15 protein-coding genes and 1 riboswitch are annotated in these 19,144 nt (G+C 65.4%); all 15 genes read right to left on the bottom strand.

Annotation, left to right across the window (positions count from 1 at the left end; genetic code table 11):
- Nucleotides 1-2: 2 nt before the first annotated feature.
- The 15 genes from ISM_RS12460 to ISM_RS12390 all read right to left on the bottom strand — a co-directional run bounded on the left by ISM_RS12460 (nucleotide 3) and on the right by ISM_RS12390 (nucleotide 19,110).
- Complete coding sequence (locus ISM_RS12460; protein WP_009814532.1) at nucleotides 3-1,172, bottom strand: precorrin-3B synthase; 1,170 nt, start codon at nucleotides 1,170-1,172, stop codon at nucleotides 3-5.
- Nucleotides 1,169-4,480: a cobaltochelatase subunit CobN gene (gene cobN / locus ISM_RS12455; RefSeq protein ID WP_009814531.1), complete on the bottom strand. Its 3,312-nt coding sequence runs from the start codon at nucleotides 4,478-4,480 to the stop codon at nucleotides 1,169-1,171. The genes ISM_RS12460 and cobN overlap by 4 nt, the downstream gene beginning before the upstream one ends.
- Nucleotides 4,481-4,514: 34 nt before the next feature.
- Complete coding sequence (gene cobW / locus ISM_RS12450; protein WP_009814530.1) at nucleotides 4,515-5,570, bottom strand: cobalamin biosynthesis protein CobW; 1,056 nt, start codon at nucleotides 5,568-5,570, stop codon at nucleotides 4,515-4,517.
- Nucleotides 5,563-5,943, bottom strand: coding sequence for a DUF1636 family protein (locus tag ISM_RS12445; protein ID WP_009814529.1), 381 nt, complete (start codon nucleotides 5,941-5,943; stop codon nucleotides 5,563-5,565). The genes cobW and ISM_RS12445 overlap by 8 nt, the downstream gene beginning before the upstream one ends.
- Nucleotides 5,944-6,066: 123 nt before the next feature.
- Nucleotides 6,067-6,265: riboswitch (cobalamin riboswitch) on the bottom strand.
- A 225-nt stretch (nucleotides 6,266-6,490) separates the two neighbouring features.
- Nucleotides 6,491-8,560 carry an oxidoreductase gene (locus ISM_RS12440; RefSeq protein ID WP_009814528.1) on the bottom strand — a complete coding sequence of 690 codons (2,070 nt, stop codon included), beginning with the start codon at nucleotides 8,558-8,560 and terminating at the stop codon, nucleotides 6,491-6,493.
- Between the two features lie 111 nt (nucleotides 8,561-8,671).
- Nucleotides 8,672-9,613, bottom strand: coding sequence for a LysR family transcriptional regulator (locus ISM_RS12435; protein WP_009814527.1), 942 nt, complete (start codon nucleotides 9,611-9,613; stop codon nucleotides 8,672-8,674).
- Between the two features lie 31 nt (nucleotides 9,614-9,644).
- The gene (locus ISM_RS12430) at nucleotides 9,645-11,138 is read right to left on the bottom strand and encodes an aldehyde dehydrogenase (protein WP_040618064.1); all 1,494 of its coding nucleotides are present in this window, start codon (nucleotides 11,136-11,138) and stop codon (nucleotides 9,645-9,647) included.
- A 35-nt stretch (nucleotides 11,139-11,173) separates the two neighbouring features.
- Entirely contained in the window at nucleotides 11,174-12,289 is a 1,116-nt protein-coding gene (locus tag ISM_RS12425; RefSeq protein ID WP_040618063.1) for an aromatic ring-hydroxylating oxygenase subunit alpha, read from the bottom strand.
- A gap of 31 nt (nucleotides 12,290-12,320) precedes the next feature.
- Complete coding sequence (locus ISM_RS12420) at nucleotides 12,321-12,995, bottom strand: DUF1028 domain-containing protein (protein WP_040618062.1); 675 nt, start codon at nucleotides 12,993-12,995, stop codon at nucleotides 12,321-12,323.
- 82 nt (nucleotides 12,996-13,077) lie between these two features.
- A complete protein-coding gene (locus tag ISM_RS12415; RefSeq protein ID WP_009814523.1) occupies nucleotides 13,078-13,500 on the bottom strand; it encodes a RidA family protein in 423 nt (140 codons plus the stop codon).
- A gap of 24 nt (nucleotides 13,501-13,524) precedes the next feature.
- Nucleotides 13,525-14,799, bottom strand: a complete 1,275-nt coding sequence (locus tag ISM_RS12410) for a flavin-containing monooxygenase (RefSeq protein ID WP_009814522.1) — start codon at nucleotides 14,797-14,799, stop codon at nucleotides 13,525-13,527.
- A gap of 148 nt (nucleotides 14,800-14,947) precedes the next feature.
- Nucleotides 14,948-15,727, bottom strand: coding sequence for an IclR family transcriptional regulator (locus ISM_RS12405; RefSeq protein WP_009814521.1), 780 nt, complete (start codon nucleotides 15,725-15,727; stop codon nucleotides 14,948-14,950).
- 15 nt (nucleotides 15,728-15,742) lie between these two features.
- A complete protein-coding gene (locus tag ISM_RS12400) occupies nucleotides 15,743-17,101 on the bottom strand; it encodes a TRAP transporter large permease (protein ID WP_009814520.1) in 1,359 nt (452 codons plus the stop codon).
- A gap of 2 nt (nucleotides 17,102-17,103) precedes the next feature.
- Nucleotides 17,104-17,769: a TRAP transporter small permease gene (locus ISM_RS12395; protein ID WP_040618061.1), complete on the bottom strand. Its 666-nt coding sequence runs from the start codon at nucleotides 17,767-17,769 to the stop codon at nucleotides 17,104-17,106.
- Between the two features lie 108 nt (nucleotides 17,770-17,877).
- Nucleotides 17,878-19,110, bottom strand: a complete 1,233-nt coding sequence (locus ISM_RS12390; RefSeq protein ID WP_040618060.1) for a TRAP transporter substrate-binding protein — start codon at nucleotides 19,108-19,110, stop codon at nucleotides 17,878-17,880.
- Between the last annotated feature and the right edge of the window lie 34 nt (nucleotides 19,111-19,144).

Raw genomic sequence — 19,144 nt, 5'->3', positions numbered from 1 at the left:
GGTCAGAACTCGGTCAGTTTCAGGATGTCGGTATCGGTGAGGTCGCGGGCCTCGGGTGTGTCCCAAGGGGCGGCATTGCGCAAGAGATCATAGGCGCCGTGGCGGCCGACCAGCGTCAGATCGGCGGCGCGCGGCCAGGCGCAGCCCTTGGCACAGCCCGAGACATGCAGGCTCTGCCCCGGGGTGAGGCGGGGGCCGAGCTGATCACAGAGCTGGCGGGCGAGCGCGCGGGTGCCGGCCTCGGCCTGGGCGCAATAGGGCGCGCCGGGGCAGGCATGGACCGCGAGCGCGGGATCGTCGGGGGTGGTGATAAAGCCCGCGTCGCGCGCGGCCTCCACGGCACCATCGGCCACGCCCATGAGGCGAAAGAGACGCCCGGGCATCGGCCGCAGGGCACGCGCGCCGGTGCTGTCGAGCAACGTGATCATGGCGCGCGCCTCGAGCGCGCCAAAGGCCGCGCCAAGGGTCAGATCCGCGCCGCTCGGCCCCGGTTTCGGCAGGCTCGCATAGCTGCGCGGCGCGGCGGCGAGCCAATCGGGCGGCAGCTTGGCATGGCGCAGGTGGCGTGCCATGCGGCCGGTGTCCTGGCCGCCGGTGGCGATGAACCAGTCGAGCATCTCGCGCAGGCCTTGCAGCGCCTCGCCGATGCGCAGCCGGCGGCCCAGGGGCGCGCCGTCGGCGCGCAGGATCAGCCCACCATCGGCGGCCAGCTCGAACGCCACATCAGAGGCCACCATATTGACCGCCGGTTCGGCCCCGGTGTCAATGGCAAAGCCGAACTTGCCGGGCAGTTTCGGCAGATCGCCGAGGAGGCCCATCAGCTCGGTCGCGATGCGATGGCTGAGATCGCCGGGACGCCAGCCCGCCTCGATCACGATGTTGCGGCGGCTTTCGATCTCGGGGTCGGGATCGAGCAGACCGAGCGCCCGCAACCCGTCGGTGAGCGTCGTCACATCGCCCTCGGGGACGCCGCGCAGCTGCAGATTGGCGCGCGAGGTGAGATCAATGAGCCCGTTGCCATGACGCCCGGCCAGATCGCAGAGCCCGCGCATCGCCTCGGCGCTGACTTCGCCCAGCATTGGCCGCACCCGCAACAGCATCCCGTCGCCCGACAGCATCGGCCGCAGCGCGCCGGGGCACCAGCCGCGCACGCGGGGGGCGGCGGCGCTCATTCCGCGGCCTCCAGCGCCGCGAGGATCGAGTTGCGCCGCGTCTGCCAGAGCCCCGCCTGATGGAGCCGCGCGAATTGATCGCGCATCGCGGCGAGCGCCTCTGGATTGGCCTCTTGCAGAAACCCGGTGACCTCGTCATCGCCGAGCGTCGCGTCATAGTAGAGATCAAAGAGATGGGCCGGCACGGCGCGCGCGAGATGGGCAAAGGCCGCGAGATTGTCGAGGGTTACGGCAATCTCCGCCGCGCCGCGATAGCCGTGGCGGCGCATCCCGGCGATCCAGCCCGGATGACTGGCGCGGGCGCGCAGCACGCGGGCGAGCTCTTCTGTCAGTGGCCGTGCCCGGGGGCGGGCCGGGTCGGTGTTGTCGAGATGGTAGAGCGCCGCCTCGCCGCCTGCGACGGATTGTGCGGCGGCAAAGCCTGCCTCGTGATTGGCGTAATCCTGCGACAGGAGGAGATCGGTTTCGGCCAGATCCTGCAGATGGACAAAGGCCTCGGCCCCGGCGACCCGGTCGCGCAGACCTTCGGGGTCGAGGCGCGGGCTCTCGCCATCGAGCGCCCAGCTCGAGGCGCGCAGCCAGGCCTCGCCCGCCGCCTGACGCGCCGCCGCGTCATATTGGTCGAGATGGGCGCCGACACCGACGCCGAACTGCCCCGGTGCGGGGCCGTAGACGCGGGCGCTCTGCTGGCCCAGATAGGGGTTCCAATCCGGAGCCTCATCGCGGGCGGCGAGCATCCGGACGGCTTGCGAAAAGAGCGTCGAGAGCGTGGGAAACACATCGCGGAAGAGGCCCGAGACGCGCAGGGTGACGTCGATGCGCGGGCGGTCGAGCTCGGCGATGGGCAGCACCTCGACACCCGAGACCCGCTCGGACCCGTCGTCCCAGACCGGGCGCACCCCGATGAGCGCCAGCGCCATGGCAAATTCTTCGCCCGCCGTGCGCATCGTGGCCGAGCCCCAGAGATCGACCACCACGCCGCGCGGCCAGTCGCCCTGATCCTGCAGATGGCGGCGGACCAGTTCGTCGGCCAGCCGTTCGCCCTGGGCAAAGGCGGCGCGGCTCGGCACGGCGCGGGGATCGGTGGAGAAGAGATTGCGCCCGGTGGGCAGCACATCCATGCGGCCGCGATAGGGCGATCCGGCGGGGCCTGCCTCGATCCGCTGACCGTCGAGCGCGCGCAACAGCGCGGCGCGTTCGTTTTCAACAGACGCGCCAATGTCAAAGCTCGGCGCGGCGGCGGGTGTGCGGCCCCAGATATGGAGCCCGTCGCCAAACTGGCTGTCCTTCACGTCGCAGACAAAGCGGTCGATCCGCGTGATCGCCTCGCCAATATTCTCGGCACTGTCGAGCCCCAGATCCTCTGCCAAACCAAGGGCTTCGGCCTCGGAGCGAATGTCATCCTGCAGCCGGTCTCGGCGGCGCGGATCAAGCCCGTCGGCATTGGAAAACTCGTCGAGCAGCGCCTCGAGCCGGACCATGCCGCCGGTGGTGCCGCTCTGCACCAAAGGCGGCGGCACATGGCCGAGGGTGATCGCGCCGATGCGCCGTTTCGCCTGCACCGCCTCTCCCGGATCATTGACGATGAACGGGTAGATCACTGGCAGCCCGGCGAGCAGCGCCTCGGGCCAGCAACTCTCTGACAGGGCGACGGATTTGCCCGGCAGCCATTCGAGCGTGCCATGGGCGCCGATGTGAATGAGCGCGTCGGCCTGATCCTGCAGCCAGAGGTAAAAGGCCACGTAGCCATGGCGCGGCACCCGTTCGAGATCGTGATACTCGTCGTCGCGATGGGCGAATTGGCCGCGTTCGGGCTGTAGCGCGATCCAGGCATTGCCGCGCCGCACCACGCGCAGCGCCATGCCCTCGGGGCCCGCGTCGGGATCGTCTTCGGGTGGCCCCCACGCGGCGGCGAGCGCCTCTTGCAGGGGCTGCGGCAGACGGGCGAGCGCGGCTTTATAGGCCTCCATCGGCCAGTGCAGCTGGGCCTCGGCGAGATGCTCTGCCGCAAAGCCCGTGTCGACCGCATAGCCCGCGCCCTGCAGATCCTTGAGCATGGCCGAGGCCGAGGCCAGCGCGTCGAGCCCGACGGCATGGGCCATGTTCCAATCGCGCCCCGGATAGGTCGAGAGCACGAGGCCGATGCGGCGGGCGGCGGGGGCTGTCGTGCTCAGACGGTGCCAGCGGGCCATGCGGGCGACGATGGCGTCGATCCGGTCGGGCACAGGGCGGTGCAGGGCGCGGGAAAATTCGAGATCGGGGTCGCGGGCGGCGGGTTCCTTGAAGGAGGCGACGCCTGCGAAAATCCGGCCATCGACCTCGGGCAGCACCACATGCATGGCGAGATCGGCGGGCGAGAGGCCGCGTTCGGCCTCGGCCCAGGCGTCTTGGGTCGAGGTGGCGAGCGCCACCTGAAATACCGGCACGCCTGCGGCATCGAGGGGCGAGGCCCCCTCTGCCCCGCGCCCGGAAAAGGCGGTGGCGTTGACGATCATCGCAGGCGCGAGGGCGGCCACCTGATCGCGGAGCCAGTCGCGGGTGCCGGGGGATTTGAGCGAGGGCGCAAAGAGGCCCAGCGGCGCAAAGCCTTGGGATTGCAGGGATTTGAACAGCGCCTCGATGGGCGCGAGATCGGCGGCGACGAGATAGGAGCGGTAGAAAACCACCAGCACGCGGGGGGCGGTGCCGCCCTCGCCTGCCTCATCTTGCGCGCCGGTCCAGAGGTCGGGGGCGGCGGCGATCACGCCGTCGCGGGGCGTCCAGAGACCGGCCTCGGGGACAAGTTTCGCCCCTTTGACGGGGCCTGCGTAGAGACCGGCGGCCAGCGCCAGCTGGGCGAGCGCTGCCTGGGCCGCGACCGCGCCGCCTGCGTCGCAGAGATGCTGCAACCGACGAAGTGTCGAGACCGGCAGGGTCGAGATTTCGTCGAGCCGGGGGTCGGCGCGGCCGTCGCCCGGCAACACCGCCAGCGCGAGGCCTTTTTCCCGCGCCAGCGCCTCGATCCGTTGCAGCCCGTAGGGCCAGTACGGCACGCCGCCGATGAGCCGGATCAGGATCGCCTTGGCACCGTCGAGCGTCTGTTCGACATAGGTGTCGACCGAGAGCGGGTGTTTCAGCGCGGCGATATTGGCCAGCCGCAGATCGGGCAGCGACGAGCCTGCGTCGCGCGCCCGATGCCAGCCCGCCGCGAAAGCGCCGAGATCGGAATCCGAGAGGCTGAGCACCACCAGATCGGCTGGGCTTTGGCCCAGATCCGTCGGGGTTTCGGTCTCTTCCAACCCTTGGCTTTCGCGGAAAATGACATGCATTTCGGGGGCTTACCCTCTCGGGCCTTGATCGGGCCTAGTCGGCCGCTGCGGTTTCAGGGATGAGCACGGCGCGGATGGCGGCGCTGTTGATGTCGTCATGTTCTGCGATGACCACGAGGCGGCCCTGACGGGCCTCACCGGCCTCCCACATGCGGTCATATTGGTGCCGCACGCGGGCGCCCACGGCCTGCACCAGAAGGCGCATCGGCTTGCCTTTGACGGCGGCGTAGCCCTTGACGCGGAGGATGTTCTGGCTGCGGGCCAGATCCTCGATCCGGGCGGTGAGCGCCTCGGGGCTGTCCAGTTCCGGCAGGTCGATCACGACGCTTTCGAAATCATCATGATCGTGGTCGTGGGGCGTGTCGTGATGCGAGGGGCGCGCGTCGAGATCATCCTCGGCGGCGGCCTCGAGACCGAGCAGCACGCGCGGGTCGACCACGCCTTCGGCGACTTCGATCACCGGCAGCGGACGGGGCGCTTCGGCGGCGATGATCTCACGCGCCTTGGCGACGCCTTCGGGACCGGCGAGATCGGGTTTTGTCAACAAGACGAGATCGGCGCAGGAGATCTGATCCTCGAAGACCTCGGACAGCGGGGTTTCGTGATCGATGCTTTCATCGGCCAGACGCTGGGCATCCACGGCGGCCACATTGGGCGCAAAGCGACCGGCGGCCACGGCTTCGGCATCGGCCAGAGCGATGACGCCATCGACGGTGATCTTGGAGCGGATATCGGGCCAGTCGAACGCCTTGAGCAGCGGTTTCGGCAGCGCCAGACCGGAGGTTTCGATCAGGATATGTTCGGGCTGCGGATCGAGCGCGATGAGCGCCTCGATGGTCGGGATGAAATCATCCGCCACGGTGCAGCAGATGCAACCATTTGCCAGCTCGAGAATATTTTCGGCCGGGCAATCCGGGATCGCGCAGGATTTGAGAATATCGCCATCGACGCCAACATCGCCGAATTCATTGACCACCACCGCGAGCCGCTTGCCGCCCGGGTTCTTCATCAGATGCGAGATGAGCGTCGTCTTGCCGGAGCCGAGAAAGCCGGTGATCACGGTGACGGGGAGTTTGGTGAGATTAGACATTGTCGTCCTCCAGGGGCGGGATGCGGGCGATGCAGTTGCGTTTGAAATGCTCGGGGCGCGTGCGCCATGGGATCAGCCCATCGGCGCTGTCGTGATAGAGCGCGGCGCCCTCGGTCAGCGTGGCGAGATGTTCGGTTTCGTCAAGATTGCCGTAGACATAGGTCCAGCGGTTCGGACCGCCGCGCAGCGCGATGGAACAGCCGTTGTCGCAATTTTGCAGGCATTCGACGGCGCGCAGGGTGACGCCTTCGGGCAGGTCCTGGGCCGAGAGCGCATCATGCAGCGCCTGACCGGGGCGGATGCCGTCCTCGGGGGCATCGCTGCCCCGGCGGCATTTGACACAGACCAAGAGTTCGGTGGCGTGTTTCGTCATTGGCGCGCCCTCGGGGCACGGGCCAGAAGCCCCCGCCCACCAGATCGGCAAGACATTGAAATAGAACCCATATTCTTTCCTCCGCCGGGGCACCTCGCCCGGAGCTATGCGTGACAAGAGCGCCGGACAGCGCCCTGGATGGCAGGTCTCCTGGCTTGCGGGTCATCATGGGTCGCGCCTTCCCAGCCCGAGGGCCAGTGGCATGGTGCGAGACATTCGCCGCTTACAGTTGCGAGGGCAGCCGCGGAATTGGGTCAGACCCGCACCGCGTTCCCTTTTCAGCCCGGATTCGTCCCGGGCAACCATCAGGGGCGACAATGCTCAGGACGGGGGTGCAATGTCAATTGCGGGGGCGACATCCACGGGGCGGGAAACGGCATGTGAGAGGCGGAATGCGGCGAGGCCTGCGAAAAAGCGCGGAGCCCTGTTAACCAAGGGGGATCGGCGATTTTGCCCTGTCGGTGATACGTCGGTATTGCGACGGTAAAACGACAGTGGCGATTTCCGGGGGGACGCGCCCCCCGGAAAGAGGTTACCGGAGCGCGCGTTACTCGGCGGCGAGCTCGGTGATTTCGCGGCGGAAGGGCAGCGCGTCGCCGATGTCTTCGCCGTCCAGCTCGCGGGCATAGCGGTGGCCCGCGTAGGTCGCCCAGGCGATCGGACCGGGGGCCTCGGCATCGCCGAAGAGCCGCACCGATTTGATCCCGGCATCGGCCCAGTCGGACTCGCGCGCCAGGAGATCGTGATAGAGCCCGTCGCGGCCCTGACGCGAGGCGACCATGACCACCGCATCGGCGTCATAACGCGTGGTGCGGCCGGTGTAGACGCAATTGCTCAGGACATGATCGGCGGCAATCTCGGTCACGCCGCGATTGAGCACGATCTCGACCCCCATCTCGACGAGCCGGGCATGGATCACCGCCTGTTCGAGCGTGTTGTTGGTCCAGTCGCTGACATAGGCCGAAGGGGTGATCAGGGTCACATCGGCGCCGCGCGAAGCCAGAAGCTCGGCCAGGACACCGCCCATGTAGTAGTGATCATCGTCGAAGAGCACGATCTTGCCCTCGGGGATGGTGCCGCCCATCAGATCATCCGGCGTGTAGACGCGCGCGCCCTCCGCAATGGGCATCGGCACCACATGCTGACGCGAGACACCATCGCGGCGCCAGCTGGCCCCGGTGGCGATGGCGATGTTTTCAAAACCGAACTCGAGCAGGCTCTCGGCGTCGAGCTCGCTGTCGCGGTAGATCTCGACATTGGGGCGTTGCGAGAGCTGATAGTCGCGGTAATCGACCACCCGCCCCCAGGCCGAGAGGCCGGGCAGCTTGCGTTCGCGGGTCACCCGGCCGCCGATTTCGGTGCCGGCCTCGGCGATGGCCACGTCATAGCCGCGCCGGCAGAGCGCCCAGGCGGCCTCGAGCCCGGCGGGACCGGAGCCCACAACGAGGACCGATTGGCTCGCGCCCTTGGGGTTCATCTTTTCGGGATGCCAGCCCTTGCGCCATTCTTCCATGAAGGTCGGGTTCTGAGTGCAGCGGCTGATCGACATGGTCATGTCGCCGGTGATGCAGATGTTGCAGCCGATACATTCGCGGATGTCTTCGATGCGGCCTTCCTCGATCTTTTTCGGCAGGAAGGGATCGGCGATGGAGGGGCGGGCGCAGCCGATCAGGTCGAGCGTGCCGGATTTGACCATTTTCGCCATGACATCGGGCGAGGTGAAGCGGCCGACGCCGACGATGGGCTTGTCGCTCAGCTCGTGGATGCCGCGCACCAGGGTTTCCTGGGCCGCCTCGTCCTTGAAGCGGGAGGGGCCGGAGCAATCCTCCCATGTGCCCTGCGCCAGATCCCACAGATCGGGCAGATCGCGGTTCATCTCGATGAAGTCGCGCAGCTCGGCGTTGGAAAAGCCCAGTTCGCCGATGGTTTCATCCAGGCTCACCCGCATGGTGAGGGCCATGGTGTCGCCGACGGCGTCGCGCATATCGGCCACCACCTCGCGGGCAAAGCGCGAACGGTTCTCGAGCGAGCCGCCATATTCGTCGCTGCGCTGGTTTGTGGCTCTTGAGAGGAAATGTTGAAAAATGCCAAATCCATGCGCCCCATAGAGGCATATCAGGTCAAAACCTGCCTCTTTTGAACGTTTCGCCGCATTGACGAACCAGCGCCGCAGATCGCGGATTTCGGATTTGGACATGGCGCGGGCCTGCACCGGGTCATTGGTGAAGGTGCGGATCGGCAGGGCCGAGGGGGCGAGCGGCACTTCCTTGGTGTAGAGGTTGGGACCGTTGATGCCGGAATAGGCGAGCTGAATGCCGGCGAGCGCGCCGTGGGTCTTCATCTTCTCGGACATGCGGCGCAGTTGCGGGATGTCCTTGTCCTCCCAGAGGCGGAGTTCGATGAAGGGGGTGATTTCCGAGGTGTGGTGCATTTCGCATTGCTCGGTGAAGATCACGCCCCAGCCGCCTTCGGCCTTGATGCCGCGCATTTCCGCCGCCGCCGATGGGTCGCGGTAGCCGCCGCCATTGCAATGGGGCACCTGATAAAAGCGGTTCTTGGCGGTGAGCGGGCCGATTTTTACCGGCTCGAAGAGGATGTCATAGCGGGGGTCGCGCACGGGTCAGGCTCCCATCAGGGTTAGGTGTCGGGACAGGATCACAGAATTGCGGCGCAGGATAAAGTCGTGGCTGCGAAAGCATGGCTTAGCCAAAGCTTAAGCCAAGGGTTCTCAGCCCTCTTCGAGACCGATGCGCAGGCCCGGGATGCTCTCGGCGCTGATGGAGGCGCGGCAGTGGTCGATAAAGGCCTTTACCGTCAAGACGTTATCCGCCCCTCCTGAGGTGACGAGACCGAGGTGCAGGGGCCGCGCGCTGCCCGTCAGGGGGACATAGACGAGGGGCCGGCCATCGGGGGCCTGATCGCTCAGCGGGCGGATATTGGCGATGGAATAGCCAAAGCCGTTGCCGACGAGGCTGTGCATCACCGCCATGTCGCGGGTGCGTTCGGCGATCAGCGGCCGGGCGCCGATGCGGGCAAAGAAGGAATGGAAATATTCGGCGCTGATCGGCAGGTCGAGCAGCACCATCGGGTGATCCTTGAGATCCTCGGCCGAGACGCTGCGCCGGTCGGCGAGCGGGTGGCCCTCGGGCAGGATCGCATAAGGGGGCAGTTCGGCCAGCGCGAGGAAGTTGAGATCGGATGGGATGTCGAGATCATAGGTCAGCGCCACGTCGATCTCGGCCCGGCGCAGAAGATCAAAGAGCCGCGCCTGATCCTGTTCGACCTGCGAGATGCGGACATTGGGGTATTTGGCCTCGAACTGTCGGCGCAGGCCGGGCACCACGCGCTGAGCAAAGGTCAGGAGGCAGCCGACCGAGAGCGGGCCTTGCACCATGCCAGAGATGTTGTCGGCGAGGCGCGACAGGGCGTGGGCCTCGTTCAGCACCGATTTGGCCTGTGCCATGAACTGATGGCCCGCCGGGGTGAGCGACAGGCCATGTGCATGTTTTCGCACGAAAAGTTGCAGGCCGAACTCTTCCTCCATCTGCGACACGGCGGCCGAGATGGAGGGCGAGGAAACGTTGACCTTGTCCGAGGCATGGGCGATCGATCCCGCCTCGCCCACGGCGACGAAATATTCGAGCTGTCTGAGGGTGAAACGCAACGGCATGCGCCGGTTATCTGCCCTGCCCCGGATCATTTCAAGCCTGATACTTGATCCAGGTGGTTTTCAGCGCGGTATATTTGTCGAAGCTGTGCAGCGACAGATCCCGGCCAAAGCCCGATTGCTTCATCCCGCCAAAGGGGGTCTGGGCCGAGAGCGCATCGACGGTGTTGACCGAAACGGTTCCGGCGTGGATCGCCTCGGAAACGCGGTGGGCGCGGCTCAGATTGTCGGTCCAGACCGAGGCGGCGAGGCCATAGATGCTGTCATTGGCCATGGCGACGGCTTCGGCCTCGGTGTCGAAGGGGATGATCGACAGCACCGGGCCAAAGATTTCGTCGCGCGCCAGCGCATCATCGTGGCGCACATCGTCAAAGATCGTGGGCTCGATGAAACAGCCCTTGCCGTTAAGCGTCACCCGGTTGCCGCCTGCGACGAGATTGGCGCTGTTGCGGCCTGCGGCGATGGCGGCCTCGATGGAACGGGTCTGTTTTTCATCGACGATGGCGCCGAGTTTCGACGCCGGGTCGAGCGGATCGCCCGGCGGGGTGGCCTCGGCGCGGGCGATCATGCGCTCGACGAATTCGGCATGGATGGCGCGTTCGACATAGAGCCGAGAATTGGCCGAGCAGACCTGCCCTTGGTTGAAGAAGATGCCAAAGGCCGCCATGTCCGCCGCGCGGTCGAGATCGGCGCAATCGGCGAAGATGAGATTGGGGCTCTTGCCGCCGGTTTCGGGCCAGACGGGTTTGAGGTTGGACTGGCCCGAATATTGCATGAACATTTTGCCGACGGCGGTGGAGCCGGTGAAGGCAAGGCAATCGACATCATTGTGCAGCCCGAGCGCGCGGCCCGCCGTGGCGCCCATGCCCGGGACCACGTTGAAGACGCCTTCGGGAAGGCCCGCCTCCATCGCCAGTTCTGCTAGGCGCAGCGCCGAGAGAGGCGATTGTTCGGCCGGTTTCAGCACCACGGAATTGCCGGCGGCGAGGGCTGCGGCGGCCTTCCATGTCGCCATGTCGAGCGGGAAGTTCCACGGGGTCACCGCCCCCACCACGCCGAGCGGCACGCGGCGCACCAGAGCCAGATCGCCGGGGCCGGTCGGGGCCACCTCGTCATAGATCTTGTCGATGGCTTCGGCATACCATTGGAAGAAATGCGCCGAGCCGGGGGCATCCACGGTCACCGCGTCCTGGACCAGCTTGCCCATGTCGAGACTGTCGAGCAGGGCAAATTCGGCGAGGTTGTCGCGGATCAGATCGGCGAGTTTGAGCAGCACGGATTTGCGGTGGCCGGGATCGCTGCGCGACCAGTGGCCCGCGTCAAAGGCCGTGCGCGCGGCGGCCACGGCGCGGTCGACATCGGCGGCATCGCAGGACGCCACCTGTGCCAGAACCTCGCCGGTGGCGGGGTTGATGCTGTCGAAGGTCTCGCCCGATTGGGCGGCGACAAACTGGCCGTTGATGAAGGCCTTGTCGCGAAAGGTCATTTGGGAAGCGCGGGCGCGCCAATCGTCATAAGTGAGCTGCATGTCGCGCCCTCCGTTTCTGTGTTTCAGTCGTATTGTCAGGCAGGTATCGCGTCCGCCACCCGGTCTTGCGCGGCAAGCCAGGATTGGAAATCGCGCACCGTGCCTTCGTAATCCTCGCCCGCCAGCGGACCTTCGCCCGCGTGATCGGAAGCGAGCGCCACCTGCATCCGTTCGAGCTTGGCCCGGTCCTCGGCATTGACCTCTTCCCAGAGCTTGATCCGGGCGGCGATCACCGCGTCGTCGAGGTCTTCGCCATAGGTGGACATGGTCCATTTCACCCGGATCGTGCCCGCGTCGAGCGGGAAGATCGACAGCGAGACCAGTAGGCTCGCGGCCTGGCTTGCGACCTGGGTGGGGAATTTGGCGAAGAGCGTCGAGCGCATCATTTCATCGCGGCTCAGCCCCGGAGCGCCCATGCCGCGCGGCGGGATGCCGTCGGGGTAATTGGCGGCGTAGGAGGTATAGCCCTCGCCCGCGATGAGTTTGCGCGCGAGCCCGGTGGGCGTATAGCCATGCAACGTCTGGGGATGGACCACCGAGAGGTGATAGCCTTCCATGAAGTTTTCGACGAGGCATTTCCAATTGCAGTGCCAATCCTCTTCGGCGACATGTACGAGGCGGAATTTCTTGGGCTCATAAGGTGCGATCAGCGCGTCAAGCTCGGGGTGCTCGAAGGGCGCGGCCTTGGCGTCGAGCGAGACATAGATAAAGCCGTTCCAGAGTTGCAGATTGTGGCCATGGAGGCGGCAGGATTTGGCGTCAAACCCGGCGTTTTCCATGCGGGCGGCGCGCAGCAGCGCCCCGTCGCGACCATAGGCCCAGGCGTGATAGGAGCAGATGAAGCGTTTGACATTGCCGCGCCCTTCGGCGAGCGGCATGCCCCGGTGGCGGCAGACATTGGCCAGCGCGCGGATCTCGCCATCGTCGCCGCGCACCACGATCAGCGGTTCATTGAGAAGCTGGACGGTGAAGAAATCGCCGGGCTCGGGAATTTCATCCTCGCGGCCAAGGCAATGCCAGCCCCGGCGGAGCACGGTCGCCGCCTCATGGGCGAACTGCTCGGGCGAGGTGTAGAAGGCGCCGCGCATACCGCTGGGCCGGTCGGCGGGCAATGCCGCCAGATGTTGAAGCCTGTCACGCAGATCACTCATAATCACCTCCTATTTCCCTGTTTTCAGAACATTATTCGTCTCCGGGCACGCCGTAGGACGGGGCCGAACGCGGGTCGAGCGCGCGGGTCACATAGTCGCGCAGCTGTGGTTTGTAGACGTCCCAGGCGGTGGCGATGGCCTCGATCGGGCAGTCCTCGGTCCAGTCGCAGCGCAGCTCGGCCACGGGCCAGCTCACATCGTCGACGATCATCATGCCGGCGGAATGGATCGGGCCCGCTTCGCCGCCTGCGGCAAGCCCCGCGCGCATCGCGGCGATGAGCCGGTCGCCGATATGGCCCGAAGCGCCGAGAAAGCCGTCGACGATGGCCTGTGGCACCCCGTCATTGGCAAGGAGATTGCCGCCCGACGCCACGTTTTCGGCCTGGGCGTCGGTCCAGATGCCGAGGCTGTTGGGGCCGGAATGGATGGCGGTGCGGCCTTGTTTGTCGACCGCCAGCACCTGCCGGTATTCGATGAAACGGCCCAGATCGCGGACGCCGGCGATGGCCTCGGACGCGCTCATCCCGCCCTGCATCAGATCGAGCGCGAGCGGGCCGAGGGAAGGATCGGTGACATTTTGCGAACAGACCGCGCCGACGCCCGCCCGGGCAAAGGCACAGCGCGCCGCCACGGCGGGCGACGACGACGAGATGGCGAGGCCAAACATGCCGGTTTCGGCGCAGCGCGCCACCAGGGAGAATGTCATGCGATGGCTCCTTCGTCCTGTCGGGTCTTGGTCTTGTGCGGCTGCGCCGGGGACCGATGGCCCCCGGCGGCTATGTTGCGGGTCATTCTTCGTCGGGGATCACGGCGGTGCCGTCGATCTCGACGAGCCATTCGGGACGGGCCAGCGCCTGCACCACCAGACCGGTCGAGACCGGGTGCACGCCCTTGATATATTCGCCCATGGTCCGGTAGACCGCCTCGCGGTGGCGGACATCGGTGATGTAGACCACGACCTTGACCAGATGCTCCATCCGGCCGCCGCATTCCTCGATGAGCTGACGGATGTTCTGCATGACCTTATGAGTCTGTTCGACCGGGTCGTGGCTTTCGATATTCTTGGCATCGTCGAGGTTTTGCGGGCATTGGCCGCGCAGATAGACGGTGCGGCCGCCGCGCGTCACCACCGCCTGACAGAGATCATTGTCGAGATTCTGCTCGGGGTAGGTGTCGGAGGTGTTGAATTTGCGGATGCGGGTATGGGCCATGAGGCGCTCCGTAATGGGTCTTGATCAGGCGGGTTCGGTCTGGGCCTGAGCGGTTTCGTGAAAGTCGAGATAGGCGCGTTGGGTGGCGATGTGATCGGCCACGTGTTTCGCGTCATGCCAGACGCCCCAGATAAAGGACGATCCGCGCCGCGATTGCCATGGCAAACCGAGGAAATAGACGCCCTGTTCGCGCGACACGCCACGCTGATGCAGGGGCGCGCCCTGGGCGTCGAACGTGTCGATCTCGAGCCAGTCGTAATCGCGGGCAAAGCCGGTGGCCCAGAGCACGGTGGTGATGCCCGCCTCGGCGAGGTCGAGGCTCTCGACCGGGTGGGTCAGGCAGTCGGGATCGGGGCCGATCTTGCGCGCCTCGGGGTCGAGCGGCAGGTCGAGCCCGTTGGCCTCGGCATAGGCGTCGCATTCGTCGAGCATCCGGTGATAGAAGGCGTCGCCCGCGGCGATGTTTTCCACCAGATCATCGGCAAAGCGCAGCGTGCCCTCCGCATAGCTGTCGGTGCGCCCGACGAGGGTGCAGCCGGCTTCGGCGAAGCGGCGGAAATCGACGGTGTTGCCGCCATTGGCGCCGCTGAAGGCCACGGTGACATGTTCGGTGCCGGGCGCCATCGCTTCGAGGTCCCATTTGCCCAAGACGCCGAGCCACCAGACGAAATCGCGGTTGCGGTAGCGGCGCGGCGGGCGGTCATGGGGCCCGAGCGAGAGATAGACCTTGCGGCCCGAAGCGATGAGTTCCTCGGCGATCTGCGAGCCCGAGGCCCCTGCCCCGACGACGAGCACCGCACCGGGCTTGAGCTGATCCGGGTTGCGGTAGTCAAAGCTGTGGATCTGGTCCACCGGCGCGCTCTCGGGGATCACATTGGGGATGATCGGGCGCTGAAACGCGCCGGTGGCGCAGACCACGCGGCGAGCCTCGAAGACGCCATCGCTGGTCTCGACGCGAAAGCCGGGGCGGCCCTTGAGGCGCTGGGCGCGGGTCACCTCGACGCCACAGCGGACGGGGGCGTTGATCATCTTGGCGTATTGGACGAAATATTCGGCGACGCGGTCCTTACCGGGAAAGACCTCCGGTTCGCAATTGTCATAGGTCATGTTGGGAAAGCGGTCATGCCAGGCCGGGCCATTGGCGACCAGCGAATCCCAGCGCCCGGTGCGCCAGCGTTCGGCGATCCGGTCGCGTTCGAGCACCACATGCGGGATGCCCGCACGGCCCAAATGTTCGCTCATCGCGATGCCGGCCTGGCCTCCGCCAACCACGAGCGTATCGATCTTTTCCACTGACATATCCGGCCCCTTTCGCAATGCCGCCCGAAGGCTGCGTGTTGAGGGGAGAGTTCCAGATAATCGGGTAAGGAGAAAGAAATCTATCACTCAGCCGGGGTTAGGTCCGGCCTAAGCCAGCCCGGTTCGGCTGGGCCCGGAGCAGCCTGGCCTAGCCCGCGTGGAGCTGGGACAGACGCCGCGCGCCATCGCGCAGCACGTCGAGAAAGCCCAAGAGATCGTCAACGCTGCGCCGTTGCAGCGGGGCGTGGACCGCAAGCGTCGCCAAGAGCCGGTCTTGGGCGTCGAGCACCGGGACCGCGACGGCGACCATCTGGGGCAGAAATTCCTGATGGTCGGTGGCATAGCCCTGTTTGCGGATCAGTCCCAATTCGCGTGCCAGCGCCTCGGGATCGGTGATCGTGTTGGGCGTATGCGCGGTGAGCTTGGCCCCCGCCAGATAGCCCTGCAGCGCCCGCGAGCGCAGGGTCGAGAGGTAAAGCTTGCCGCTCGAGGTGGCATGAAACGGCACCTGGGTGCCGATGGGCAGCTGGATGCGCAGCGGCCAGCTCGTCTCGACGCGGTCGAGATAGGTCATGCCTTCGCGGTCGGGGGTGGTGAGGTTGCAGGTCTCGCCAATTTCATCCGAGACGGATTTGAGAATGGCGAGACGCGCGGTGCGCAGGCGCTCCGACGACATGGTGTTCATCGACAGCGCCCGGAGCCGGGGGCCGGGCCCATAGGCCCGACCGTCTATGTCACGTTGCAGGAAACCTTCGGCCTCGGCGGTCTGCAACAGGCGATGCACCGTGGGTTTGGGCAGGCCCATGGCCTCGGTCAGCTCGGACGGTTTGACCGCCACCCCCCGCGCCGCGACCTCTTCGAGGATCAGAAGAAGCCGCAGATTGGTTGGGATCTGGCTTTCCTTGCCTTTGGCCATATCGTCAGGCATCGCGCACTCCGCAGGTTATCTCGCCGGCAGAAGGATCAGGGCAAGCTCTGGCACCAGAGACACCAGAATCCACACTGAAATCAATGCCACAAGATAGGGCACAGTGTATTTCAACAGACGGAAATACGGAACCCCGGTGACGCCGGAGGCGACATAGAGGTTGAGCCCATAAGGCGGCGTGATAAAGCCGATCGAGGCGCCGACGAGGAAGATCACCGAGAAATGCACCGGATCGACGCCGACATCGGCCGCGATGGGCGCGAGGATCGGCGCGAGGATGATCGTCACCGGCAGGCTCTCGAGCACCATGCCCGAGACAAAGACGATGATCATCGCGGTGAAGAGCACGGCGTAATAGCCGCCCATCGAGGTCACGAAATCGCCGATCACCTGCTGGGCGCCCAGCAGCGACAGGATCTGCTGCATCACCACCGAGATGGCGATGAGCGGCGCGAGAATGCCGGTGATCTGGGCCGAGCGCATCACGATGCCCGGCAGTTGCGGGATGGTGAAGCCTTCGACGACGAGCATCTCGGCGTAGGATTTCTCTTTCCAGGTTTTGTCGTCGCGCAGGTTGAGCGCGCGGCTCACCACCCAGCTCAGAAGGCCCGCGATGACACAGAAGCCGACGGTGACGCCAGCCGCCTCGGTGGGCGAGAATTTCCCGGTGTAGATCCCCCAGAGCACGAGGCCGATGGCAAAGAAGCCGAGCCAGGCGCCAAAGGCGGTTTTCAGCACGCGGTTGAGCTGCAGCGGGATGAGAAAGCCCCAGCCATTGGCGCGGCAGATGATCCAGCAGGCGAGCTGCATCCCCACCACCATCAGCGTGCCGGGCAGGATGCCCGCGACGAAGAGGTCCGAGATCGGCAGGTTCATCAAGAAGCCGTAGACGATGAAGATGATCGAGGGCGGGATGATGATCCCCACCGTGCCGCCTGCCGCCGCGGTGGCCGCGGAAAAGCGTTCGTCATAGCCGCCCTTGACCATTTCGGGATGCAGCATCGAGCCGATGGTCGCCGTGGTGGCCGAGTTCGACCCCGAGATCGCGGCAAAGAGACCGCAGGCCCCGAGCGACGCCATGGCGAGACCGCCGCGCAGCCAGCCCAGACAGGCATAGGCGAAATCGGACAATCGTCGCGCGATGCCGGATTGGTTGATCAGGTCGCCGGTCAGGATGAAGAGCGGCATCGCCAGCAGGGCAAAGCCCTTGTTGAACACGTTGAGAAGCTCTGCCCCCATATTGTCGAGGGTGAGGCCCAGCACGAAGGAGCAGCCGATCACCCAATAGGCGATGATCAACAGCACCGGCACGCCGATCATGAAGAGAAAGGTGACCCCGAGAGAGATCAGTGTAATCCAAGTCCCATCGGTCATGCTCAGTCCCCCCCGATCACGGCCTGCCGGATCAGCGGCTCGTTTTGTTTCAAATTGTCGACGTCTTCAAAGAAGTTCTGCCAGAGCCGCGCCACCATCAGCACGAAGGCCAGGGGCGCGGTCACCAGGAACCACCATTGCAGCACGTCGTCGGTGCCCAGAACGATCTGAAAGTTCGAGGCCGAGAGCGCGGCCACCCGGCAGGTCGTCACAAAGACGATCACCGCGAAGATGAACCACAGCACGTTGTCGAGGCAGAGGCAGAAGAACTGGCCGCCGCGCGGCATCCGCGAGCGGAATTCGGAAAACGACAGATGGGTGCGCAGCCGGACGTTATAGGAGGCCCCGAACCAGGCCATCACCATGAACAGAAGCGGCGGGATGGTCGTCGACCAGGGTTCCTGGCTCGAGAACACGAAACGGTCGACCACCCCCCAGAAGATGATGAAGGCGATGGCGAGATAACTCACCACCATGATCGTGCGTTCGAGGTGGCGCTCGATAAAGGGCACGAGGCGGTAAAGCCCCATGACCGCCAGACCGCCCAAACCGGCGGCGAGCGTGCCCACATACCATGCGGCGTCCGATTTCAACGCCTCGCGGATTTCCCAGGCATCATTCGATGCCAAAGCGCTTATTATATCGGCGCTCTCCGACCAGAGTGACATTGCACCCCTCCCTTTTGAATTGCCTCGGCACTCCCCTGCCGAACGTCACAGAACCAGATGGCCGGCCCGTCGTCCCTCGGGCCGGCCATCCCTACTCGTAAAGGTTGATTAGCCTTTCCACCAGCGGCGGGGTTCGACGTTCTCAGGCAGCATATCTTTGTCGACCTCGCGGGCGATGTTGTAGATTTCCTGATAGGTGTCGATGCCACCGGCCCATTTGTTGAGACGGTCGCGCCACTGTTCCCAGAGCTGCGGCTGGAACTCGGGCGAACACATTTCCTCGGCCATCTTGATCTGATCTTCGGCGAGGAAGGCGTTGCGCACGTTGTTTTCGGCAAAGATCGTGTTGGGCAGCTGCGGGTCCGAGAAACCCACTGTCTTGACCAGCGCGGCCTCGTTGGCGGCCTGAACATGGGTCTGTGCCCAATAGGCGGATTCGAGAACCGCATCCTGCAGATCGCCGCCGAGGCTGTCGAAGACAGAGGCCGACATGGCGGTGTGTTCCGTGCCGCAGAAGAACTTGAGGTCGACCGATTGTGAGACCACCGGCGACATGTTGGCATAGGCCACGGCCGAGGCCCAGGTTTCGGCGCCGTCGATCAGGCCTTGTTTCAGCCCGTCGAGGGTTTCTTCCCAAGCCACGGGGACCGGGTTGAGGTTGAGCGCCTCCATGGCGATGCGGCCAAGCTGGGTGCCGGTCACGCGGTTCTTGGTGCCGAAGAGCTGTTCGAGCTTGGTCACGGTGGGTTTGTCCTGCCACGACAGGCCGAGCTGAATGCCGCGCAGCTCGCAATGGCTGAACAGGAATTTGAGCCCGTGACGTTTCTCATAGGGGTCCCGCAGGATGCGCTGGCTCTCGGGGCTGTAGAGGAAGTGGTACTGCGACGCGCGGCCCGGGAACATATAGGCATAGTCGAGCACGTTGAGATAGGGCGCGCCCCCGGCCGAGTTCTGGGTCGAGGCGGCATAGATGTCGGTGATGCCCTGCTGGGTTTTCTCGACGCAGGAGAGCTGACCGCAGAGCTGGTTGTTGCCGATGAATTCGACGCGAATCTCCCCGTCTGTGCGGGCTTCGAGATCGCGGGCAAATTCGAGCGCGCCGGCGCGTTCGATCAGAAGGTTCTGCGGGTTAAAGCCGGAAGCGCCGAATTTGAGCGTGTGCTTGGCCTCTTTGGAGAATCGCCGCGTGTAGGTCGATTCGGCGGCTGACGCGAGGTTGCCGGCCGTCATCGCGCCGCCAAAAGCCCCCGCCGCCAGCATGGTGGAGCTTAGCCCGTAAGTGCCTGCAACACGGAAAAAATCCCTCCGCGAGACTCCCTTAATTCTATCATAAACAGCCATATTTTCCTCCCTAATGGCGATTATTGAGACGTAT

Source organism: Roseovarius nubinhibens ISM, assembly GCF_000152625.1.
Lineage (GTDB): Bacteria > Pseudomonadota > Alphaproteobacteria > Rhodobacterales > Rhodobacteraceae > Roseovarius > Roseovarius nubinhibens.
Note: the sequence above shows the minus strand (reverse complement) of the source record. Positions and strands in the feature narration are given on the sequence as shown.